The sequence below is a fragment of the Legionella sp. W10-070 genome, from assembly GCF_900640175.1.
Classification (GTDB): domain Bacteria; phylum Pseudomonadota; class Gammaproteobacteria; order Legionellales; family Legionellaceae; genus Tatlockia.
Genome location: NZ_CAAAJC010000006.1, coordinates 104,052 through 119,336, shown reverse-complemented (window position 1 = coordinate 119,336; position 15,285 = coordinate 104,052). Strand labels below are relative to the sequence as shown.

The following is a 15,285-nucleotide window of genomic DNA, read 5'->3' as shown; positions in this document are numbered from 1 at the left end:
ATTGCTACACGTTATGATAAAACTGCTGCCATGTTTCTGGGAGCACTAACTTTAGTAAGTATTATATTGTGGCTGAAACTTTAAAAACATGCCCTAGAAGGTTCACTGATTTTAATCTTGCTTCCGACAGCATAATAGTAACCATCTGCAGGTAATTTTTTTTTTGGATGGACTAAGAAAGGTTTGCTTAGTGTATTCATTTCTTTAGAGACCATAGCCGTATTTCGTAAATCTTTATTTTCTAACTTGGTTAAAACTAATTTTTTGACATCATCTGGTAAAGCATTAAAATTTGACATGAAAAACTCCATGATTGTAGGGCATATGTAATATAACACTCGACTCTTAATAAAATATTAAGCAACCTGGTTAAAATATTGCAAATATTGAATCTCGCCAAGAGAGTCCAACGCTTTTTCGCAATAGAGAATATTATTGGCGATTTTTCTCAACAATTTTTGATGGATTTCTAAAACTGCAAAATTTTTTGCCGTAGATATTTAAAAAAAATTTTAAATGGAAGACAAATTGATTTTTTAGCAGGATACAGGGCAAGATCATACCATTTAATTTAAAATTGTTTTTCTGCGCAAATTATCGCCATCCTGAGCGAAACGAAAGATGGCACTGTTCTGTTTATATTGTAGACAAAGCATGATTTTGCCCCGCAATTACCCTGTAATATGGCAATGATAACTTGCTTTCCAAAGCTATTCTAAGGATAATTCGCTCATTGTGATCATTAACTGGGTAGATTATGGGGCAGCTTGGTCAATTTATTACCAACCATTGGGTGCTTTGGTTTGCATTGGTTATTGTCTTGTTATTAATTTTTATTAATGAACTGATAGCGCAGAAAAAGCGCGCAAAAGAACTCTCACCCCAGGAAGCAGTTAATTTAATTAATCATGAAGAAGCAGTGATTATTGACTTGCGTGATGCTGATACTTTTCGTAAGGGGCATATTATTGATTCTGTTCGGGCGAGTGCGGAAGACTTCGCTCAACAGCGGATGGATAAGTACAAGACCAAGCCATTAATCCTTGTTTGTGCACGCGGTTTGCAATCAGCGCAACTCGCAGCTAAATTACGGGAGAAAGGTTTTTCAGCGCCAATGACTTTGGCCGGAGGTATTGCTGCCTGGCAAGCTGCTGACTTACCATTGACAAAGGGAAAATAGTAAGGATAACACCATGGCTGAGGTAATTATATACAGTACTGCTTATTGTCCCTACTGTATGAGGGCTCGTGATTTATTAGATAAAAAAGGGGTTACTTATACTGATATTCGCATTGATGCTCAACCCGATAAACGCGATGAGATGATCAGCAAAAGCGGCAGGCATACCGTGCCGCAAATTTTTATCAACGGTCAACATATTGGTGGCTGTGATGATATGTATGCTTTGGATAAGCAAGGGCATTTAGATAAACTTTTACGAGGATGAAAATATGTCAGAACAAGCAAACGTTGCACCAGAAGCGCAATTTATGATTCAGCGCGTTTATATAAAAGATTCTTCCTTTGAGGCACCTAACACCCCGGCAAGCTTCCAGCAGCAGTGGGAGCCTGAGTTATCACTGGATTTAAACACCCAGCACACAGAATTGGAAAAGAATGTTTATGAGGTAGTCTTGACTGTCACAGCAACGGTAAAAAACAATGGAGCTGTTGCCTTTTTAGCTGAGGTCAAGCAAGCCGGAATTTTCACAATTCAGGGAGCGCTAAATGAGCAGATCGATCATTTGCTGAATAGTTTTTGTCCTAACATTCTTTTCCCTTATGCCCGTGAAACCATTACTTCACAGGTTATCCGTGGCAGTTTCCCTCAGTTGGTGTTAGCACCCATTAACTTCGATGCTCTGTACATGCAGCAACTGGAAGAAAAGAAAAAAGCAGCTCAAGAAGAAACTGAAACAACCCACTAACCATGAAGAAAACAACGATTGCCATACTTGGTGCTGGATCATGGGGTACAGCAGTTGCAATACACCTGGCAAACTGTGGCAATCGGGTACTGCTGTGGGGACATACTCCACAGCATGTACATGCCATGACAGACCAGCGAACCAATCAACGTTATTTACCGGATATCCCCTTCCCGGAAACCCTTGAACCTGTGGCATCCCTTGAGCAATGTCTGGCACAATCAACCGAAATTATTATTGCAGTTCCTTCACATGCTTTTGCAAACCTGTTATCTCAGTTACCTAAACCCGCTCACGGATTAGCCTGGTTAACAAAGGGAATCGATCCGGCCAGTTACAAATTGTTAAGTGAATTGGTTGCTGAGCGATTTGGCCAATCATTTCCAATAGCGATAATATCAGGCCCTTCTTTCGCAAAGGAGGTTGCTGATTTTTTACCTACAGCCTTAACATTAGCCAGTAATAATCCAGCCTATCAGAAATCAATTCAGGCTATTTTGCATCAGAATAACTTACGCGTTTATTTAAGTAACGATATTATTGGTGTTCAGTTATGCGGTGCGGTAAAAAATGTATTGGCTATTGCCTGCGGGATTAGCGACGGGCTAGGTTATGGAGCCAATGCCAAAGCAGCCCTGATAACCAGAGGGTTAGCTGAAATGAGACGTCTGGGCATCAAAATGGGAGCCCGCGAAGAAACATTTATGGGCTTAGCCGGTGTTGGCGATCTTGTACTGACCTGTACTGATAATCAATCACGCAATCGACGTTTTGGTCTACATTTAGGGCGTGGTGCCAATCTTGTGGAAGCAGAAAGTCAGATAGGCCAGGTTGTGGAAGGAAAACACAACGCTTCCCAGATTTGTTCTCTGGCAAAAAAATTTCAAGTAGACATGCCTATTTGCTTTCAGGTACATGCTCTCTTACAGGGAAAGATGACTGCCAAACAAGCAGCCAATGACTTAATAAAAAGATCGCCTCCTGAAGAGGAATAAGCAGACCTCATTAAATATCTATCATTTTATTCGCCTTCATCCTTCCATATTTGAATGTTGCGATTGAAAACCCTATTCCCCACAACCCCACGGGGCACCACAGCCAGAATCAAATTGTTGCAAGCTTAGATCCTCTTGCCTCTTTACCTCTTTTGAAACCGTACATAACTGAGTAATGGGCTGTTGAAACATGGTCTGCGCTACCCTGTCTTCAACCATTTGCAATCGCTTAACTGAGAGGGGCTCCAGAAAGTTTAATTGTTCAAGAGCCATATGAATGCAAGGACTACATTCGAGACTTGGATGTGGAAGTACTTTAAACCCTGCCCTTGCAATCAACTTAACGAATGCTTCCTCTTTCGTTTGCCATAAGGGGTGCCATAAGGTACGTCCCTGATATAATTCATTCTGGTATTCAAATTCCTGTAAGTTATTATAGCGTCGCGAATCCTGCTGACGTTTTCCGGAGACAATGAGTGCTTCACAGGAAGGATCATGTTCATCTAAATATTCAAGAATAGGCAATCCCTTAAGAAAGCTGGTACACCACTGAAACTTGGGGCTAGGAAACTGCTTACGGCTGATAACCATTTCTGAAAAAGCTGGCTGAGGAACCAACCTGTGAACCACTACTCCCTGACTGATTGCATAATCAGTACCTTGCTGAACTCTCTCAGCCCAGGAAGCCGCTGACCAACCCGTATCGACAGAAACAAAATGAATAGGCGATAAACCCTTTTCAATAAGGGCTTGCATGACAGCCAAAGAATGATTTCCGAAATTACCGACAATTATATACATTACAAAAAATAGAAAATCTTACCCAAAATCTTGCCCGATGCTGAGTATGATAATTGATTTAAACTATTAGGAAAAGGTATGAATCATTTACAAAGTCATCCAAATAACCATAGGGTTTAAGTTCCCTATGTCCTCTATTTAATCTTTAATATTATTTATTCCAATAGAGGCCAAAAATTTCTCAGGGACTCTTGCAACCTTTGATTTTTTATAATCATAGAAAGTGATTGTAGTTAAGGCGCTGGCTATCACTTTTTTTGTCTCTTGTATTTTAGCCTGATAAATTAAATCAACGCTTGTTCTTTTAATTTCTCCAATCCCCAAATCTATCATTATATTATCCGAGTAAAATGCCTCATTTATATAATTTACCACTAAATTTGTTACTAAAATCCCCAGACCATCAATATCCAGCTCCGTATAGCCATTTTTTCTTAAAAACCTGACTCTTGCTTCGTGAAAAAAAGATATCAACGAATCATGCCCTAAATGATTTCCATAATTAATATCATTAATCCTGACGTCAATTGCAGTACTGAATATGCTTTTTTTAATTGATGGAATTTTAAAGCTCGTCATTATTTTCTATCCTCTTTCAGGATCAATCACATTGGATAAGGATTCCATGAGATCCGCGCTGATAATTATTCGGATCTCCTGAATCTGCATAAACGATATAATTGCTAAATATCGTGCTTATTTGCCACTCCGCTAATCAGACTTGCCAGCAAATAGCGATACATTAAATAGAACCCTATTATAAAGAAATATCCCACTGCCAACCAAAGTACAATCAGCGGGTCTAAAAGTCCTCCTAAAAAAAACAACCCTAGAAACCCTGTCTGGACTGCTAGAGCCAGGAAAAACGCTTTTATCTTATTTCCCATTTTTTGCCCCATTTTTCATAATCTGCATATAGTAAATCAACAGTCTTCGTCATTCCATAGCTCTCAATTTAATGGAGTTACCGAAGGCTTTCAGCGAAAGATAAAATGGCTACAACGGAGGACTTATGAATTTAGAAATTTTAAAAACTACAGGTTAAAAGGAGGATGTGGTGGATCGAAAAAATTGCCTCTTAAATGAGGAAAATCTAATTTTTGGTGCCCAGGGCCGGAGTCGAACCGGCACGGACTTTTGGTCCGAGGGATTTTAAGTCCCTTGCGTCTACCTGTTTCGCCACCTGGGCATATTTGGAGGCTGAGGCCGGAATCGAACCGGCGTCCACGGCTTTGCAGGCCGCTGCATAACCACTCTGCCACACAGCCGTTTAACTTTAAAAAAAAAGCGACTGCTTCGTCGCTTTATTTGGAGCGGGAAACGAGACTCGAACTCGCGACCCCAACCTTGGCAAGGTTGTGCTCTACCAACTGAGCTATTCCCGCCTGTCTACGGGTTGCAATTCTACCGTAAATTCAGACCCTGTCAATAAAAATTAAATTATTTTTTTAATTAGTTAAAACTTTTCTTCTAGGGCGCAACAGGCCGTTTTTCCATGAGTTGAGGCCAGGCAATTGTAAGGTATACTATCATCGACCAAATAGTTAAAATTGCGGCTATATACAGCATGATAAAACCAATAACACCCCATATGGACTGAGAGGGGGTGAATGCCACTAATAAAAAAAGCGCGAGCATTTGAATAGTCGTCTTGATTTTACCAATATAGCTTACTGTGATACTGGCACGGCTGCCTATTTCCGCCATCCACTCTCTAAGTGCTGAAATTACAATTTCTCGCCCTACAATCACAATAGCCGGAATGGTGATATAGTCCATCTCCTTTGCACCAACAAGCAACAATAAACTACAGGCGACCAATAACTTATCAGCAACCGGATCAAGGAACGCGCCAAATGGCGACATTTGTTTTAATTTACGCGCCAGGTAGCCATCCAGCCAATCAGTAAAACTGGCCAGGGCAAAAATGGCAGCAGCCAACCCGTGCGCCCATTGAACCGGCAGGTAAAAAGCAATAATGAACACTGGAATGAGCATAATGCGCAGAAGCGTTAACAAATTGGGCAAACTGATTGAAATATTCACTTGCGCCCTCCCTCGGATAATTGTAAATAATCAGCTAAACGCTCGTAATCATCAAATACGGCCATGGCACCAGCCACAAGCAATGCCTCCTTCTGCTGGTGATAAAAATCTACGGCAACTGCGTCAACTCCAATATTTGTTGCCATTTCCATGTCCGTTGCTGAATCGCCTATCATCAGTGTTTCATCAGCGGAGACAGCAAATTCAGCCAGAATTTCCTCCAGCATTTGAGGGCAAGGCTTTGCCGGAGCCTGTCCCGCTGACCGGGTCACCTTAAAAAAAGCGTCCAATCCGCTGATATGCAAAACACGCTGCAAAGATTGATAACCTTTGTTGGTAGCTATCGCAATATGAATGCCCGCTTCATGCAAACGCTTAATAAACGCTTTTGCCCCGGGAATCAAAAAAACGTCCGTCGTCCGGGAAATTAATGATTGTTGCACTGCCTGCAGTAATTGCTCATGCTGCTCTTCGGTCAAATGAGGAAATACTTTCCTTAACGCTTTTACCAGCCCAAGCTCTACTGATTGACGAGCCAACTGCTCATCTACCTCACCAAAATTCAAGCGCTTTGCTTCCATCGCCACGCTATTAAAAATTTGCCCCAGTGTGTCCCCCAAGGTCCCTTCCCAATCAAACACTACCAAGCGATATAGCTTACCCATGACCTAACGAGCTCCTCGCACGTAATATTTTCAGTGTTTCAGCAAACTGTTCGTCCAAGTCAGCCTCAAACAAATAATTTTTTCCATTCAGGTTAAATTGAATTGCTCTTGCATGCAAATAAAGACGTGATTTTAATAATTCCAATCCTTCTATTTGCACTGGCTTGCCATATTTTTCATCGCCTGCAATTGGATGAGCCAGATGAGCACTATGCACCCTTATCTGATGAGTGCGTCCTGTTTTCGGGGAAGCTTCCACCCAACATGCCTGCTGATAATTTTCAAGCAACTTGAAAGCCGTTTCCGATGGTTTACCTTCCGGACTGACTGTAACAATTCTTTCCCCGGATTTTACTATATTTTTTTCCAAAGCAGCGGTAACAACCCTATTTTTTTTATCCTGCCAAGGATACATAAGCAGTGCCCAATAAGTTTTATGCACTTCCCTTGCCTCTAACAAAGCATGGATAGACCGCAGCATACTGCGCTTTTTTGCAAGTAACAAACAACCGGATGTTTCTTTGTCCAGACGATGAACAAGCTCTAAATAAGATAAATCGCTGCGTATTTTTCGAAATGCTTCGATCACACCCAAATCCACACCACTCCCGCCGTGTACAGCAATACCCGCAGGCTTATTAATTACCAGGAGGCTGTTGTCCTCAAACAAAATGCTCTCCTGTAATTTAAGCGACAGTTTATTACCAATAAAGGGGGATTCTTTGCTTTGCGAAACCCGCACAGGCGGAATCCGGATACAATCCCCCTGTGTCAAGCGTAAAGAGGCTTGCGCCCTCCCTTTATTCACACGCACTTCACCTGAGCGAATTATGCGGTAAATATGACTTTTGGGAACACCTTTAAGGATCCGCGTTAGATAATTATCAAGGCGTTGTCCTTCTTCTTCTGCACCAATCTCTGTATAACGTACATCACTCATTAGCATAAACCTGTTTTCTGTTGCTATTTTTTTTGGTAGTATTGAAAGCTGCGTGGTATTTAGCGCAAACCGAATTATAACGTATTTAAAGAAAGAAAAGTTTATTGGTCGGTTAGCCGACTTTATCAGGTCTGCGGATAATATGCTAAAACAAATCCAAATAGCTGGTTTGTGCAGATACAGTATGGCTGTTAGCATGAACTAAGTGATTAAAGGAATTGTGGTATAATTTAAGGCAGAACCTAATTTAATATAAAAAACGCGCTTCCCTGAGTTTAAGACATAAGGAAGCACCCCAGTATCAGAGCCAAATTGAAAACGAACTCATCAGATACCCACGCATGTCAGACATGCTTTACATCAGCCCTGGCTGTTTTGCGAATTACAGGCAAAGGATGGTTTCCTTATGCATAAAGCTATCAATAAGCCTTCTCATCACAAAATCTATTGCCAAAGATGTATTCATCAGCATGCGCCGCATATTTGCAGGTACCATGCGTGCGGTCTGTCATTAGGAACTGGGGGATGCTTAAAGAGGATATTTTTTGTTACTGCAGGAGCTCATTAACGTTTGCCGGGTGAAGGCAGGGCTTTAATTTTCGAGAAAGGTAATGCGATTTTTGATAAACGCAGCGAATATCAAGGCACAACATCCATCACCTGCTCTGTTAATAAGCTCGAAGAAACGCTTGCTGGCTATGCCCTTAACCTCCTGGATAACCAGGAAATGTGGCTTCGTGATAAACCAGTTCAAGCAACAAAAAATAGACGCCTTGCACTGTCTTACTTAGCGTTGCGCCCTTTGATGGGGTAGATAATGGAAAAAATGTTAATAAATGCAACGCAGGCTGAAGAAATCCGGGTTGCACTGGTAAAAAACAATCATCTTTATGATTTGGATATTGAGTGTCCTTCTGAAGTTAAGAAAAAAGGCAATATTTATAAGGCCGTTGTAACTCGCAGAGAACCGAGTCTGGATGCTGTATTCGTTGAATATGGCTCGAAGCGACAAGGTTTTTTGCCATTAAAAGAAATTGCCCCTGAATATTTAAGCAAAAACCCCGATGATTTTGGCGACGACAGACCACCTATCACCACCTTGATTCGTGAAGGTCAGGAATTACTCATTCAGGTTGATAAAGAGGAAAGAGGCAGCAAAGGTGCTGCGTTGACTACTTATATCACACTGGCGGGCTGTTATCTGGTATTAATGCCCAACAATCCAAAGTCAGGCGGTATTTCACGTCGTATTGAAGGCGATGACAGGGATGAATTAAAGGAAACCCTGAATGCACTGCAACTGCCTGATGAGATGGGACTTATCATAAGAACAGCAGGCGTCGGCAAGAGTCAGGATGAGTTACAAGCCGATTTGGATATGCTGTGTAACCAATGGCAAGCAATTAAGCAGGCTTATCATACCCAGCTTGCGCCCTGTCTGATTCATCAGGAAGGTGATGTCATTATCCGCTCAATTCGCGATAATTTACGTAAGTCAATTGGCGAAATCATCATTGACGATCAGGTTTCCTATGTAAAAGCCAAACAGTACATTGAGCAGGTAAAGCCTGATTTTTTACCCAATCTTAAACTTTATAACAGCACAATCCCGCTATTTAATTTTTACCAGATAGAAAGCCAGATAGAAATGGCTTACCAGCGAGAAGTCCTGTTACCTTCTGGCGGCGCATTAGTAATAGATCGTACAGAGGCTTTGGTTTCAATTGACATTAACTCAGCCAAGGCAACAAGTGGCTCGGATATTGAAACGACTGCATTAAATACAAACCTTGAAGCAGCTGACGAAATTGCACGTCAGTTACGTTTACGTGATCTGGGGGGATTGGTTGTCATTGATTTCATTGACATGAGCTCCAGCAAAAATCAACGGGATGTTGAAAATCGACTGAAAGAGGCGCTTAAAGCAGACAGGGCTCGTATTCAGGTCGGTCGCATCTCTCGCTTTGGCTTGCTTGAAATGTCTCGCCAACGCTTACGTCTTTCTTTAGGTGAAAGCGCTCAGGAAATATGTCCACGTTGCGAAGGGCGTGGTGTAGTTAGAAACATTCAATCTCAGGGGCTATCAATTATTCGATTGATTGAAGAAGAAGCCTTAAAGGAAAAGACCGCAGAAGTTCAGGTTCAATTACCTGCTGAAATGGCTACCTTTATTATGAATGAAAAACGTGAATTCATCCTAAATATCGAGAAGCGACATGGCGTTCAGGTATTAATTCTGGCCAACCCTTACCTGCAACCCCCACAGTACAATATTACACGCTTAAAGGAAGATAACGTTGGCAAACACAAAAAGCCAAGTTATTCTTTGTTGCAACAGCCTGAATTAAATGTAGTTCGCGCCGAAGATGGCGTTAAACTTGATGAACCAGCAGTAAAAGCTTTCTCTGCTTCACCGGCAAAAACGCAGCAAAACAATTTCATCAAACGTCTATGGACAAATTTATTTGGAGCCAATGAAGTCAAGGCTGCTACAGAAACCAAACATGAAAAAGGTGTACGCAGAGGTTCCGAACAACAACAAAAACAACAAACTCAGACATCCAGCGAAAAACGCTATTCAGGTCAAAACGGTCGACGCCGTCGCCCGACGGGAAACCAGCAACAGCGACAGCCTCAACGAAAAAAAGGCCAGAGCACTACCCATCAGGCTGGAGGTCGTGTTGTGCAAATGAAAACAGAAGCAGCAAAAAAAAGAGCACCCGTTAATAAAGAATCCAGAGATAATTGATTCGCATTAACGAATGCATCAATCATATGGCGCTCTAGTGTCTGTCGAAAATTGATCCCTACTGCCTACGTTCCGCGCTTCATGCGCGGTATCCACGCAAACCACACGAAACTTCCTCTTGACAAAGTTTGAGAATAGATTCCGCGCATAAAGCGCGGAACGTAGGCTCTGGTTCCAATTTTGACGAGACACCAGGCTAAACTTTGAGTAGGGTAAGTTAAAAAACAGGCGTTTATGCTTAAGTTAAATGAATTGTTAATGATTGCTATTGCGGGGTTTCTCTTATGGGCGGTTAATCTTTATCCGATTAATCCCTTTCTTAGTCTGATTCTTAACTTCGTTTTGATTGCTGCATTAGTGATTTACCTGATGCAGTTTTTAGGCCTGATAAAAAATATATTACCTACAATAAGAATTTTTTATTAGGCCTTGATTTGATTAGCAGATGCTATATTAACTTTTAAGCACAATGCTGAGGTAACTCCAAAAGAATGTCACCAATTGCTTTTAACCGCGAGTCATCAAATTGGTAAGCAATACTTGCATTATTCCTGCAGATTAACCGAATGTTCAAATGGATATCAGTACTGTCTTTATCAGCAACAACGGTATTAATCTCCGCAAGCGAACCAGACAGGCCATAATTTCCATAATTAATAACAGGCCCCTCATTGGAATATCGACTATAGCTGCCCGGAATTGACTTGTAGGAATAGCTGCACTGAATAGAAAAATAACCATTCGTCAAACCATCAGTCATGGCAGGCAAGATTAGGGTAGCCGCATTAAGTGCGGACGTGAAAAGGACAAGAAGACTACCTACAGCAATTTTTTTCATTAAACTATCCATTAAACAAGATTATCGGCGCTGGGATTATGAATCAATTTCCAACGAGTCACAAGCAGGGTATTCCAATAATCCGGGATTAGAGCTTGATAATAAACACCTGCCCCCGGATTTCACTGGCGCTCCATCCGGGTTACAGCTTTCAAGGAAAAACCACAGTTTTAATCGGACAGCCTCGCCCCATAATCAGTTAGCGCTGTCCGACTTAGTCTCGCTATAATCCTGTTGCAATCGGGCTTACCCCTATATTAGGGTTAAAGCCACAATCATCGAGGAGCTTCAGCAGATTATTACCTCGGGGAGTCAGACGTTTGATACAATAGGACTCAAGATAATTATAAAGTATATAGTAATAATCTGGCTGGGTGAGGATAGTCAATATTTTTTCAGCCCGCTCTACATGATGGACTTGACTATAATCACAGGCTTGAAAAAGAACTGAAGCAAGCATGGATGCCAGACTTGCCTTGCGAAGCGGATTTGCCAGATAAAATCGCTGGATACACTCATCCAGTGCCCGATCTTTATCCCATTCTACCAGATTAGTGTAAAGGCTCATGGGAACCTCTGCATCAAATTTATCAAGCGGTGCAGAATCCAGTTGTTGTAGGGCATAGGCAGCAGGTATTACGGCCTGAACATTCGCCCATGAGCAGTTACCCGCAATCTGGGAGCTTATCGGCAGCTTAATCAAAGGAATTAAACCTAATTTTTGATTAATTTTTTGATGAAAATAATGGCGGCTTTGCTTTCTATAAAGAAACTCTTGCAGGAAGCGTACGTTAATTGTCTCAGGGTTAGTTATCCGATAAATATTAACGCTACCTTCTTTTAGGCTGTTCTCGCCCCTGTCAATTTTAGCCCACCAATCTTTATAACGTATAAAACAAAACGCATGCCCGCGGCTGGCAGCAGGCAGAATCAACATCGGTGAGGACTGAATTAAATAAGCCAGACGCTCTTGGTCACTGTCCGTTAACATCGGATGCAACTGTAATTGTAATAATTCGGAAGCAACAGCAAAGGCATCCATTATCTCATGTAAATAAGGGAAGTGTTCCCGCAGGTGACGGGTTGAATAACTGCTGATGAAGCGCCTTAGGGAGTCTTTCACTACAGCGACTGTAAATTCAAGAATAAACCCTTCATAATCGAGTTCAATAAATTCACCGTCACCATTCACTATATCAACGTCCCCTTTAAGTTCAAAACGATGGCCTAATAACTTGCCATTGATGAAATCAAGTGCAAAATCAAGTTTTGCCCCATGCTGATAAAGCAGGTGTTTAAGAGCATCTTGCCCCCTTAAAACGGGATAAACCAATATCGCTAATCCAGCGCTGGTATAAGCATTAGGATTAGCACCATGGTTTAGCAGAAGACGTGATAATTCCAAATCATTATTATCAACAGCCCAATGAAGAGGTGTACGTCCGGTGACATCGGCTTTGTTGACATCCACGCCACGGGCAATCAGTTGTTCGGCTATATGGATCTGACGGGTTATAGCGCTTTCAATTAACGGGGTATAACCATACTCATCAATGTCATCCAACGATTCACCTTGACGAATATACAGGTCAAAATCAGGCATGCGGCAGCTGATGATCTCATTGGCAATGGTCATTTAAACATCCTATCTGGAAGGTTCTGGTGCTGTCTTCATTTTCGGTGCCAATCCCAAACGAAGTTGTTTCTCCATTTCCTGTTCCCGTCTTTCGTTTTCATATTTCATGTGCGCCTCGGTGTTCAGCGGTGGTTCAGGACTAAGATTAGGATCAATCCCATCATTGCGCTGGGAGTTTTGCCAAGGATGTTGCATGATGCTGTTCTGGAGTTCACCTTCAGGCGCCGTCTGGGGCTTTTCCTGATGATCACGCGCATGGATTTTGGTAGCCAGTTTTTTGCTTAATGTCTCTTGAAATGAAACTCGCCTTTCCCTTTCTATCCTTGGCGTTTCTTCAGCCAAAATGGATTTCGTACCACTCTCGTTTAAAGGTGGCCAAGTAGGAATGCCAATATTTGATTTGTTTCTTTTTGTCGCCATAATACTAGTATAAATTATAAATAATCACGTTGCAGAATTTCAGCAATTTGCACAGCATTCGTAGCGGCTCCTTTACGGATATTATCAGCCACTACCCACAAATTTAAACCATTCGGATGCGAAATGTCCTGGCGAATGCGTCCTACAAACACTTCATCATGCCCTACAGCATGAGTCATAGGTGTTGGATATTGAAGTTTTTTTATATTATCAATTACTTTAACACCTGGCGCTTTTTTTAAAATTTTTCTTGCTGCAGCTGCTGTAAGAGGCGCTTTTAATTCAAGGTGGATTGCTTCAGAATGGCCATAAAGGACAGGGACACGTACAGTTGTTGGATTCACCAAAATCGTTTCATCTTCCATGATTTTTTGGGTTTCCCAAACCATTTTCATCTCTTCACGGGTATAGTCATTTTCCTGGAATTCATCAATATGAGGCAAAACATTAAAGGCGATCTGGTGAGGGTAAACTGATGGCTTGATAGGTCTTCCATTCAATAACTCCCCTAACTGGGCAACTAACTCCGTAATTGCTTTCTTGCCTGTTCCTGATACGGCCTGATAAGTAGCCACATTAATGCGGCTAATGCCCACAGCATCATGTAAGGGCTTTAAAGCAACAACCATTTGAATAGTTGAACAATTGGGGTTGGCAATAATGCCTCGATTCTTATAGTCAGCAATGCGATGAGCATTCACTTCCGGTACCACGAGTGGGATGTCATCCTCATAACGAAAGCATGAGGTATTATCCACCACAATACAACCTGCTGCAGCGGCTTTGGGAGCGTATTCCCTGGAAACAGAACCTCCTGCAGAAAATAAAGCAATATCAGCCAGACTGAAATCAAAACCAGCCAAATCTTCCACATCCAGCTCCCTGTTATTAAACATAACGGTCTTGCCAAGTGAACGAGCGCTGGCAAGCGGGTAAAGATTATCCACCGGAAAATCACGCTCTTCCAGAACAGTTAATAATGTTTCACCTACAGCGCCTGTCGCGCCAACTACTGCAATATTTAAACGTCTATTCATTTAACTACCTTAATTTGTTCGAATAAGTCCTGCGGCTCACCTTATATATAAAATCCACTGTTTTGCGTGCTCCCATAGAGCACTGATTTGAGGGCAGTAGGCAATAAAGATAGGGGCTCTATTGTAGGAATCAACCGCTTACAGCCTATCATTATGGTTTACAGCATTTAGCCATTTTGCGCCTTATGACGCAACAGGTGATCCATCAATACCAAGGCCATCATTGCTTCAGCGATAGGCACCGCCCGAATTCCCACACAAGGGTCATGCCGACCTTTGGTGACCACGGTTACCTCATTTCCTTCTACGTCCACTGTTTTACCAGGCTTGATAATACTTGAGGTTGGCTTTAATGCCAGACTGACTTCAACAGGCTGGCCTGTCGATATGCCACCTAGCACCCCCCCTGCATTATTGCTCAGAAAGCCGGCTTTCGTCATTTCGTCGCGATGTTCACTGCCTGACTGGCAAACTGAATTAAATCCAGCGCCAATCTCCACCCCCTTTACAGCGTTGATTGACATCATGGCATAAGCCAGCGTGGCATCAAGCTTGTCAAACACAGGCTCGCCAAGACCCACAGGCACCCCCCGGGCAATTACTTTAACACAGGCCCCTACAGAATCCCCTTGTTTACGCAATTGATCAATTGCGTCCGCCAATTGCTGCACCTGATGCTGGTTAGGGCAGAAAAAAGGGTTAGTGTTAATTAAACCTTCATCGACAAAATCCAGCACGATGTCCCCCATCTGCTGCAGGTAACCCGTAATTTCAATCCCCACAACCCGATAAAGATAAAGCCGGGCAATGGCTCCTGCAGCAACTCTGGCCACTGTTTCTCGTGCAGAAGAACGCCCTCCTCCGCGATAGTCCCGATAGCCGTACTTATGTTGATAGGTAAAATCAGCATGCCCTGGACGAAACAAATGCCTTATCTCTTCATAATCTCTCGAGCGCTGATCCTGGTTGTGGATTAACAACGCAATAGGCGTTCCTGTGGTTAACCCTTCAAACACACCAGAAAGAATATCTACCTTATCAGCCTCCCGTCTTTGCGTTGTATACTTCGACTGGCCGGGCTTACGTTTATCAAGGAAAGGTTGAATATCTGAGGCAGTCAGAGCCAATCCTGGAGGACAGCCATCGACAATGCAACCCAAGGCAGGTCCATGGCTTTCACCAAAGCTTGTTACAGTAAACAATTTGCCCAATGTGTTTCCACTCATTTC

General features: G+C 42.3%; 19 protein-coding genes, 3 tRNA genes and 1 pseudogene. 8 read left to right on the top strand and 15 right to left on the bottom strand.

The window, feature by feature from the left end; all coding sequences use genetic code 11:
- Positions 1–80: 80 nt before the first annotated feature.
- A complete protein-coding gene (locus E1O65_RS04095; RefSeq protein WP_165474894.1) occupies positions 81–299 on the bottom strand; it encodes an F-box protein in 219 nt (72 codons plus the stop codon).
- A gap of 458 nt (positions 300–757) precedes the next feature.
- Here E1O65_RS04095 and E1O65_RS04090 point away from each other — a divergent pair, with 458 nt between their 5' ends.
- Genes E1O65_RS04090 through E1O65_RS04075 form a run of 4 tightly spaced genes read left to right on the top strand, consistent with a single transcriptional unit; the run spans position 758 to position 2,924 of the window.
- On the top strand, positions 758–1,180 hold the full coding sequence (locus E1O65_RS04090; RefSeq protein WP_133132315.1) for a rhodanese-like domain-containing protein: 423 nt from the start codon (positions 758–760) through the stop codon (positions 1,178–1,180).
- Positions 1,181–1,193: 13 nt separating this feature from the next.
- Positions 1,194–1,448 carry a glutaredoxin 3 gene (grxC, locus tag E1O65_RS04085; RefSeq protein WP_133132314.1) on the top strand — a complete coding sequence of 85 codons (255 nt, stop codon included), beginning with the start codon at positions 1,194–1,196 and terminating at the stop codon, positions 1,446–1,448.
- Positions 1,449–1,452: 4 nt separating this feature from the next.
- Positions 1,453–1,929: a protein-export chaperone SecB gene (secB, locus tag E1O65_RS04080; protein ID WP_133132313.1), complete on the top strand. Its 477-nt coding sequence runs from the start codon at positions 1,453–1,455 to the stop codon at positions 1,927–1,929.
- A gap of 2 nt (positions 1,930–1,931) precedes the next feature.
- Positions 1,932–2,924, top strand: a complete 993-nt coding sequence (locus E1O65_RS04075; RefSeq protein WP_133132312.1) for an NAD(P)H-dependent glycerol-3-phosphate dehydrogenase — start codon at positions 1,932–1,934, stop codon at positions 2,922–2,924.
- A 72-nt stretch (positions 2,925–2,996) separates the two neighbouring features.
- Here the strand turns inward: E1O65_RS04075 and E1O65_RS04070 are convergent, their stop codons facing one another.
- The 3 genes from E1O65_RS04070 to E1O65_RS04060 form a co-directional block, all read right to left on the bottom strand.
- A complete protein-coding gene (locus E1O65_RS04070) occupies positions 2,997–3,725 on the bottom strand; it encodes a phosphoadenosine phosphosulfate reductase family protein (RefSeq protein ID WP_133132311.1) in 729 nt (242 codons plus the stop codon).
- Positions 3,726–3,863: 138 nt separating this feature from the next.
- Positions 3,864–4,304, bottom strand: coding sequence for a thioesterase family protein (locus E1O65_RS04065; RefSeq protein ID WP_133132310.1), 441 nt, complete (start codon positions 4,302–4,304; stop codon positions 3,864–3,866).
- Positions 4,305–4,408: 104 nt separating this feature from the next.
- On the bottom strand, positions 4,409–4,612 hold the full coding sequence (locus E1O65_RS04060; protein WP_133132309.1) for a hypothetical protein: 204 nt from the start codon (positions 4,610–4,612) through the stop codon (positions 4,409–4,411).
- Between the two features lie 61 nt (positions 4,613–4,673).
- Here E1O65_RS04060 and E1O65_RS12645 point away from each other — a divergent pair.
- Positions 4,674–4,811 (top strand): annotated as a pseudogene (locus E1O65_RS12645) (transposase); the annotation flags it as partial.
- A gap of 15 nt (positions 4,812–4,826) precedes the next feature.
- On the opposite strand, the gene E1O65_RS04050 reads toward E1O65_RS12645, so the two are convergent.
- The 6 genes from E1O65_RS04050 to E1O65_RS04025 form a co-directional block, all read right to left on the bottom strand.
- Positions 4,827–4,914, bottom strand: a tRNA-Leu gene (locus E1O65_RS04050).
- 5 nt (positions 4,915–4,919) lie between these two features.
- A tRNA-Cys gene (locus E1O65_RS04045) sits at positions 4,920–4,993 on the bottom strand.
- 41 nt (positions 4,994–5,034) lie between these two features.
- A tRNA-Gly gene (locus E1O65_RS04040) sits at positions 5,035–5,110 on the bottom strand.
- An 85-nt stretch (positions 5,111–5,195) separates the two neighbouring features.
- Positions 5,196–5,771 (bottom strand): CDP-diacylglycerol--glycerol-3-phosphate 3-phosphatidyltransferase, encoded by a 576-nt coding sequence (pgsA, locus tag E1O65_RS04035; RefSeq protein WP_133132308.1) that lies wholly within the window; start codon positions 5,769–5,771, stop codon positions 5,196–5,198.
- On the bottom strand, positions 5,768–6,436 hold the full coding sequence (locus tag E1O65_RS04030; protein WP_133132307.1) for an HAD-IIIA family hydrolase: 669 nt from the start codon (positions 6,434–6,436) through the stop codon (positions 5,768–5,770). Before E1O65_RS04030 ends, pgsA begins: the two co-directional genes overlap by 4 nt.
- Positions 6,429–7,376 carry an RluA family pseudouridine synthase gene (locus E1O65_RS04025; protein WP_133132306.1) on the bottom strand — a complete coding sequence of 316 codons (948 nt, stop codon included), beginning with the start codon at positions 7,374–7,376 and terminating at the stop codon, positions 6,429–6,431. Before E1O65_RS04025 ends, E1O65_RS04030 begins: the two co-directional genes overlap by 8 nt.
- A 571-nt stretch (positions 7,377–7,947) precedes the next feature.
- Between E1O65_RS04025 and E1O65_RS04020 the strand changes: the two genes are divergently transcribed.
- The 3 genes from E1O65_RS04020 to E1O65_RS04010 all read left to right on the top strand — a co-directional run bounded on the left by E1O65_RS04020 (position 7,948) and on the right by E1O65_RS04010 (position 10,551).
- Positions 7,948–8,190 (top strand): hypothetical protein, encoded by a 243-nt coding sequence (locus E1O65_RS04020; protein ID WP_133132305.1) that lies wholly within the window; start codon positions 7,948–7,950, stop codon positions 8,188–8,190.
- A gap of 3 nt (positions 8,191–8,193) precedes the next feature.
- Positions 8,194–10,125, top strand: a complete 1,932-nt coding sequence (locus E1O65_RS04015) for an Rne/Rng family ribonuclease (RefSeq protein ID WP_133132304.1) — start codon at positions 8,194–8,196, stop codon at positions 10,123–10,125.
- A 234-nt stretch (positions 10,126–10,359) separates the two neighbouring features.
- Positions 10,360–10,551: a Thivi_2564 family membrane protein gene (locus tag E1O65_RS04010; protein WP_133132303.1), complete on the top strand. Its 192-nt coding sequence runs from the start codon at positions 10,360–10,362 to the stop codon at positions 10,549–10,551.
- Positions 10,552–10,585: 34 nt separating this feature from the next.
- On the opposite strand, the gene E1O65_RS04005 is transcribed toward E1O65_RS04010, so the two are convergent.
- From E1O65_RS04005 to aroC, 5 genes are all read right to left on the bottom strand, one after another.
- The gene (locus E1O65_RS04005; protein ID WP_133132302.1) at positions 10,586–10,963 is read right to left on the bottom strand and encodes a hypothetical protein; all 378 of its coding nucleotides are present in this window, start codon (positions 10,961–10,963) and stop codon (positions 10,586–10,588) included.
- 223 nt (positions 10,964–11,186) lie between these two features.
- The gene (gene ankH, locus E1O65_RS04000) at positions 11,187–12,599 is read right to left on the bottom strand and encodes a Dot/Icm T4SS effector AnkH/LegA3 (protein WP_133132301.1); all 1,413 of its coding nucleotides are present in this window, start codon (positions 12,597–12,599) and stop codon (positions 11,187–11,189) included.
- A gap of 9 nt (positions 12,600–12,608) precedes the next feature.
- Positions 12,609–13,019 carry a hypothetical protein gene (locus tag E1O65_RS03995; RefSeq protein WP_133132300.1) on the bottom strand — a complete coding sequence of 137 codons (411 nt, stop codon included), beginning with the start codon at positions 13,017–13,019 and terminating at the stop codon, positions 12,609–12,611.
- A gap of 14 nt (positions 13,020–13,033) precedes the next feature.
- Entirely contained in the window at positions 13,034–14,056 is a 1,023-nt protein-coding gene (locus E1O65_RS03990; protein WP_133132299.1) for an aspartate-semialdehyde dehydrogenase, read from the bottom strand.
- 167 nt (positions 14,057–14,223) lie between these two features.
- On the bottom strand, positions 14,224–15,282 hold the full coding sequence (gene aroC, locus E1O65_RS03985; RefSeq protein ID WP_133132298.1) for a chorismate synthase: 1,059 nt from the start codon (positions 15,280–15,282) through the stop codon (positions 14,224–14,226).
- Positions 15,283–15,285 lie beyond the last annotated feature (3 nt).

Coding starts and splice junctions, on each gene's coding strand:
- E1O65_RS04060 (WP_133132309.1), bottom strand. CDS start 4,612: ATGGGAAATAAGATAAAAGCGTTTTTCCTGGCTCTAGCAGTCCAGACA.
- E1O65_RS04030 (WP_133132307.1), bottom strand. CDS start 6,436: ATGGGTAAGCTATATCGCTTGGTAGTGTTTGATTGGGAAGGGACCTTG.
- E1O65_RS04090 (WP_133132315.1), top strand. CDS start 758: ATGGGGCAGCTTGGTCAATTTATTACCAACCATTGGGTGCTTTGGTTT.
- secB (WP_133132313.1), top strand. CDS start 1,453: ATGTCAGAACAAGCAAACGTTGCACCAGAAGCGCAATTTATGATTCAG.
- E1O65_RS04095 (WP_165474894.1), bottom strand. CDS start 299: ATGTCAAATTTTAATGCTTTACCAGATGATGTCAAAAAATTAGTTTTA.
- E1O65_RS04015 (WP_133132304.1), top strand. CDS start 8,194: ATGGAAAAAATGTTAATAAATGCAACGCAGGCTGAAGAAATCCGGGTT.
- grxC (WP_133132314.1), top strand. CDS start 1,194: ATGGCTGAGGTAATTATATACAGTACTGCTTATTGTCCCTACTGTATG.
- ankH (WP_133132301.1), bottom strand. CDS start 12,599: ATGACCATTGCCAATGAGATCATCAGCTGCCGCATGCCTGATTTTGAC.
- E1O65_RS03995 (WP_133132300.1), bottom strand. CDS start 13,019: ATGGCGACAAAAAGAAACAAATCAAATATTGGCATTCCTACTTGGCCA.
- E1O65_RS04005 (WP_133132302.1), bottom strand. CDS start 10,963: ATGAAAAAAATTGCTGTAGGTAGTCTTCTTGTCCTTTTCACGTCCGCA.
- E1O65_RS04065 (WP_133132310.1), bottom strand. CDS start 4,304: ATGACGAGCTTTAAAATTCCATCAATTAAAAAAAGCATATTCAGTACT.
- E1O65_RS04075 (WP_133132312.1), top strand. CDS start 1,932: ATGAAGAAAACAACGATTGCCATACTTGGTGCTGGATCATGGGGTACA.
- aroC (WP_133132298.1), bottom strand. CDS start 15,282: ATGAGTGGAAACACATTGGGCAAATTGTTTACTGTAACAAGCTTTGGT.
- E1O65_RS03990 (WP_133132299.1), bottom strand. CDS start 14,056: ATGAATAGACGTTTAAATATTGCAGTAGTTGGCGCGACAGGCGCTGTA.
- E1O65_RS04010 (WP_133132303.1), top strand. CDS start 10,360: ATGCTTAAGTTAAATGAATTGTTAATGATTGCTATTGCGGGGTTTCTC.
- E1O65_RS04070 (WP_133132311.1), bottom strand. CDS start 3,725: ATGTATATAATTGTCGGTAATTTCGGAAATCATTCTTTGGCTGTCATG.
- E1O65_RS04025 (WP_133132306.1), bottom strand. CDS start 7,376: ATGAGTGATGTACGTTATACAGAGATTGGTGCAGAAGAAGAAGGACAA.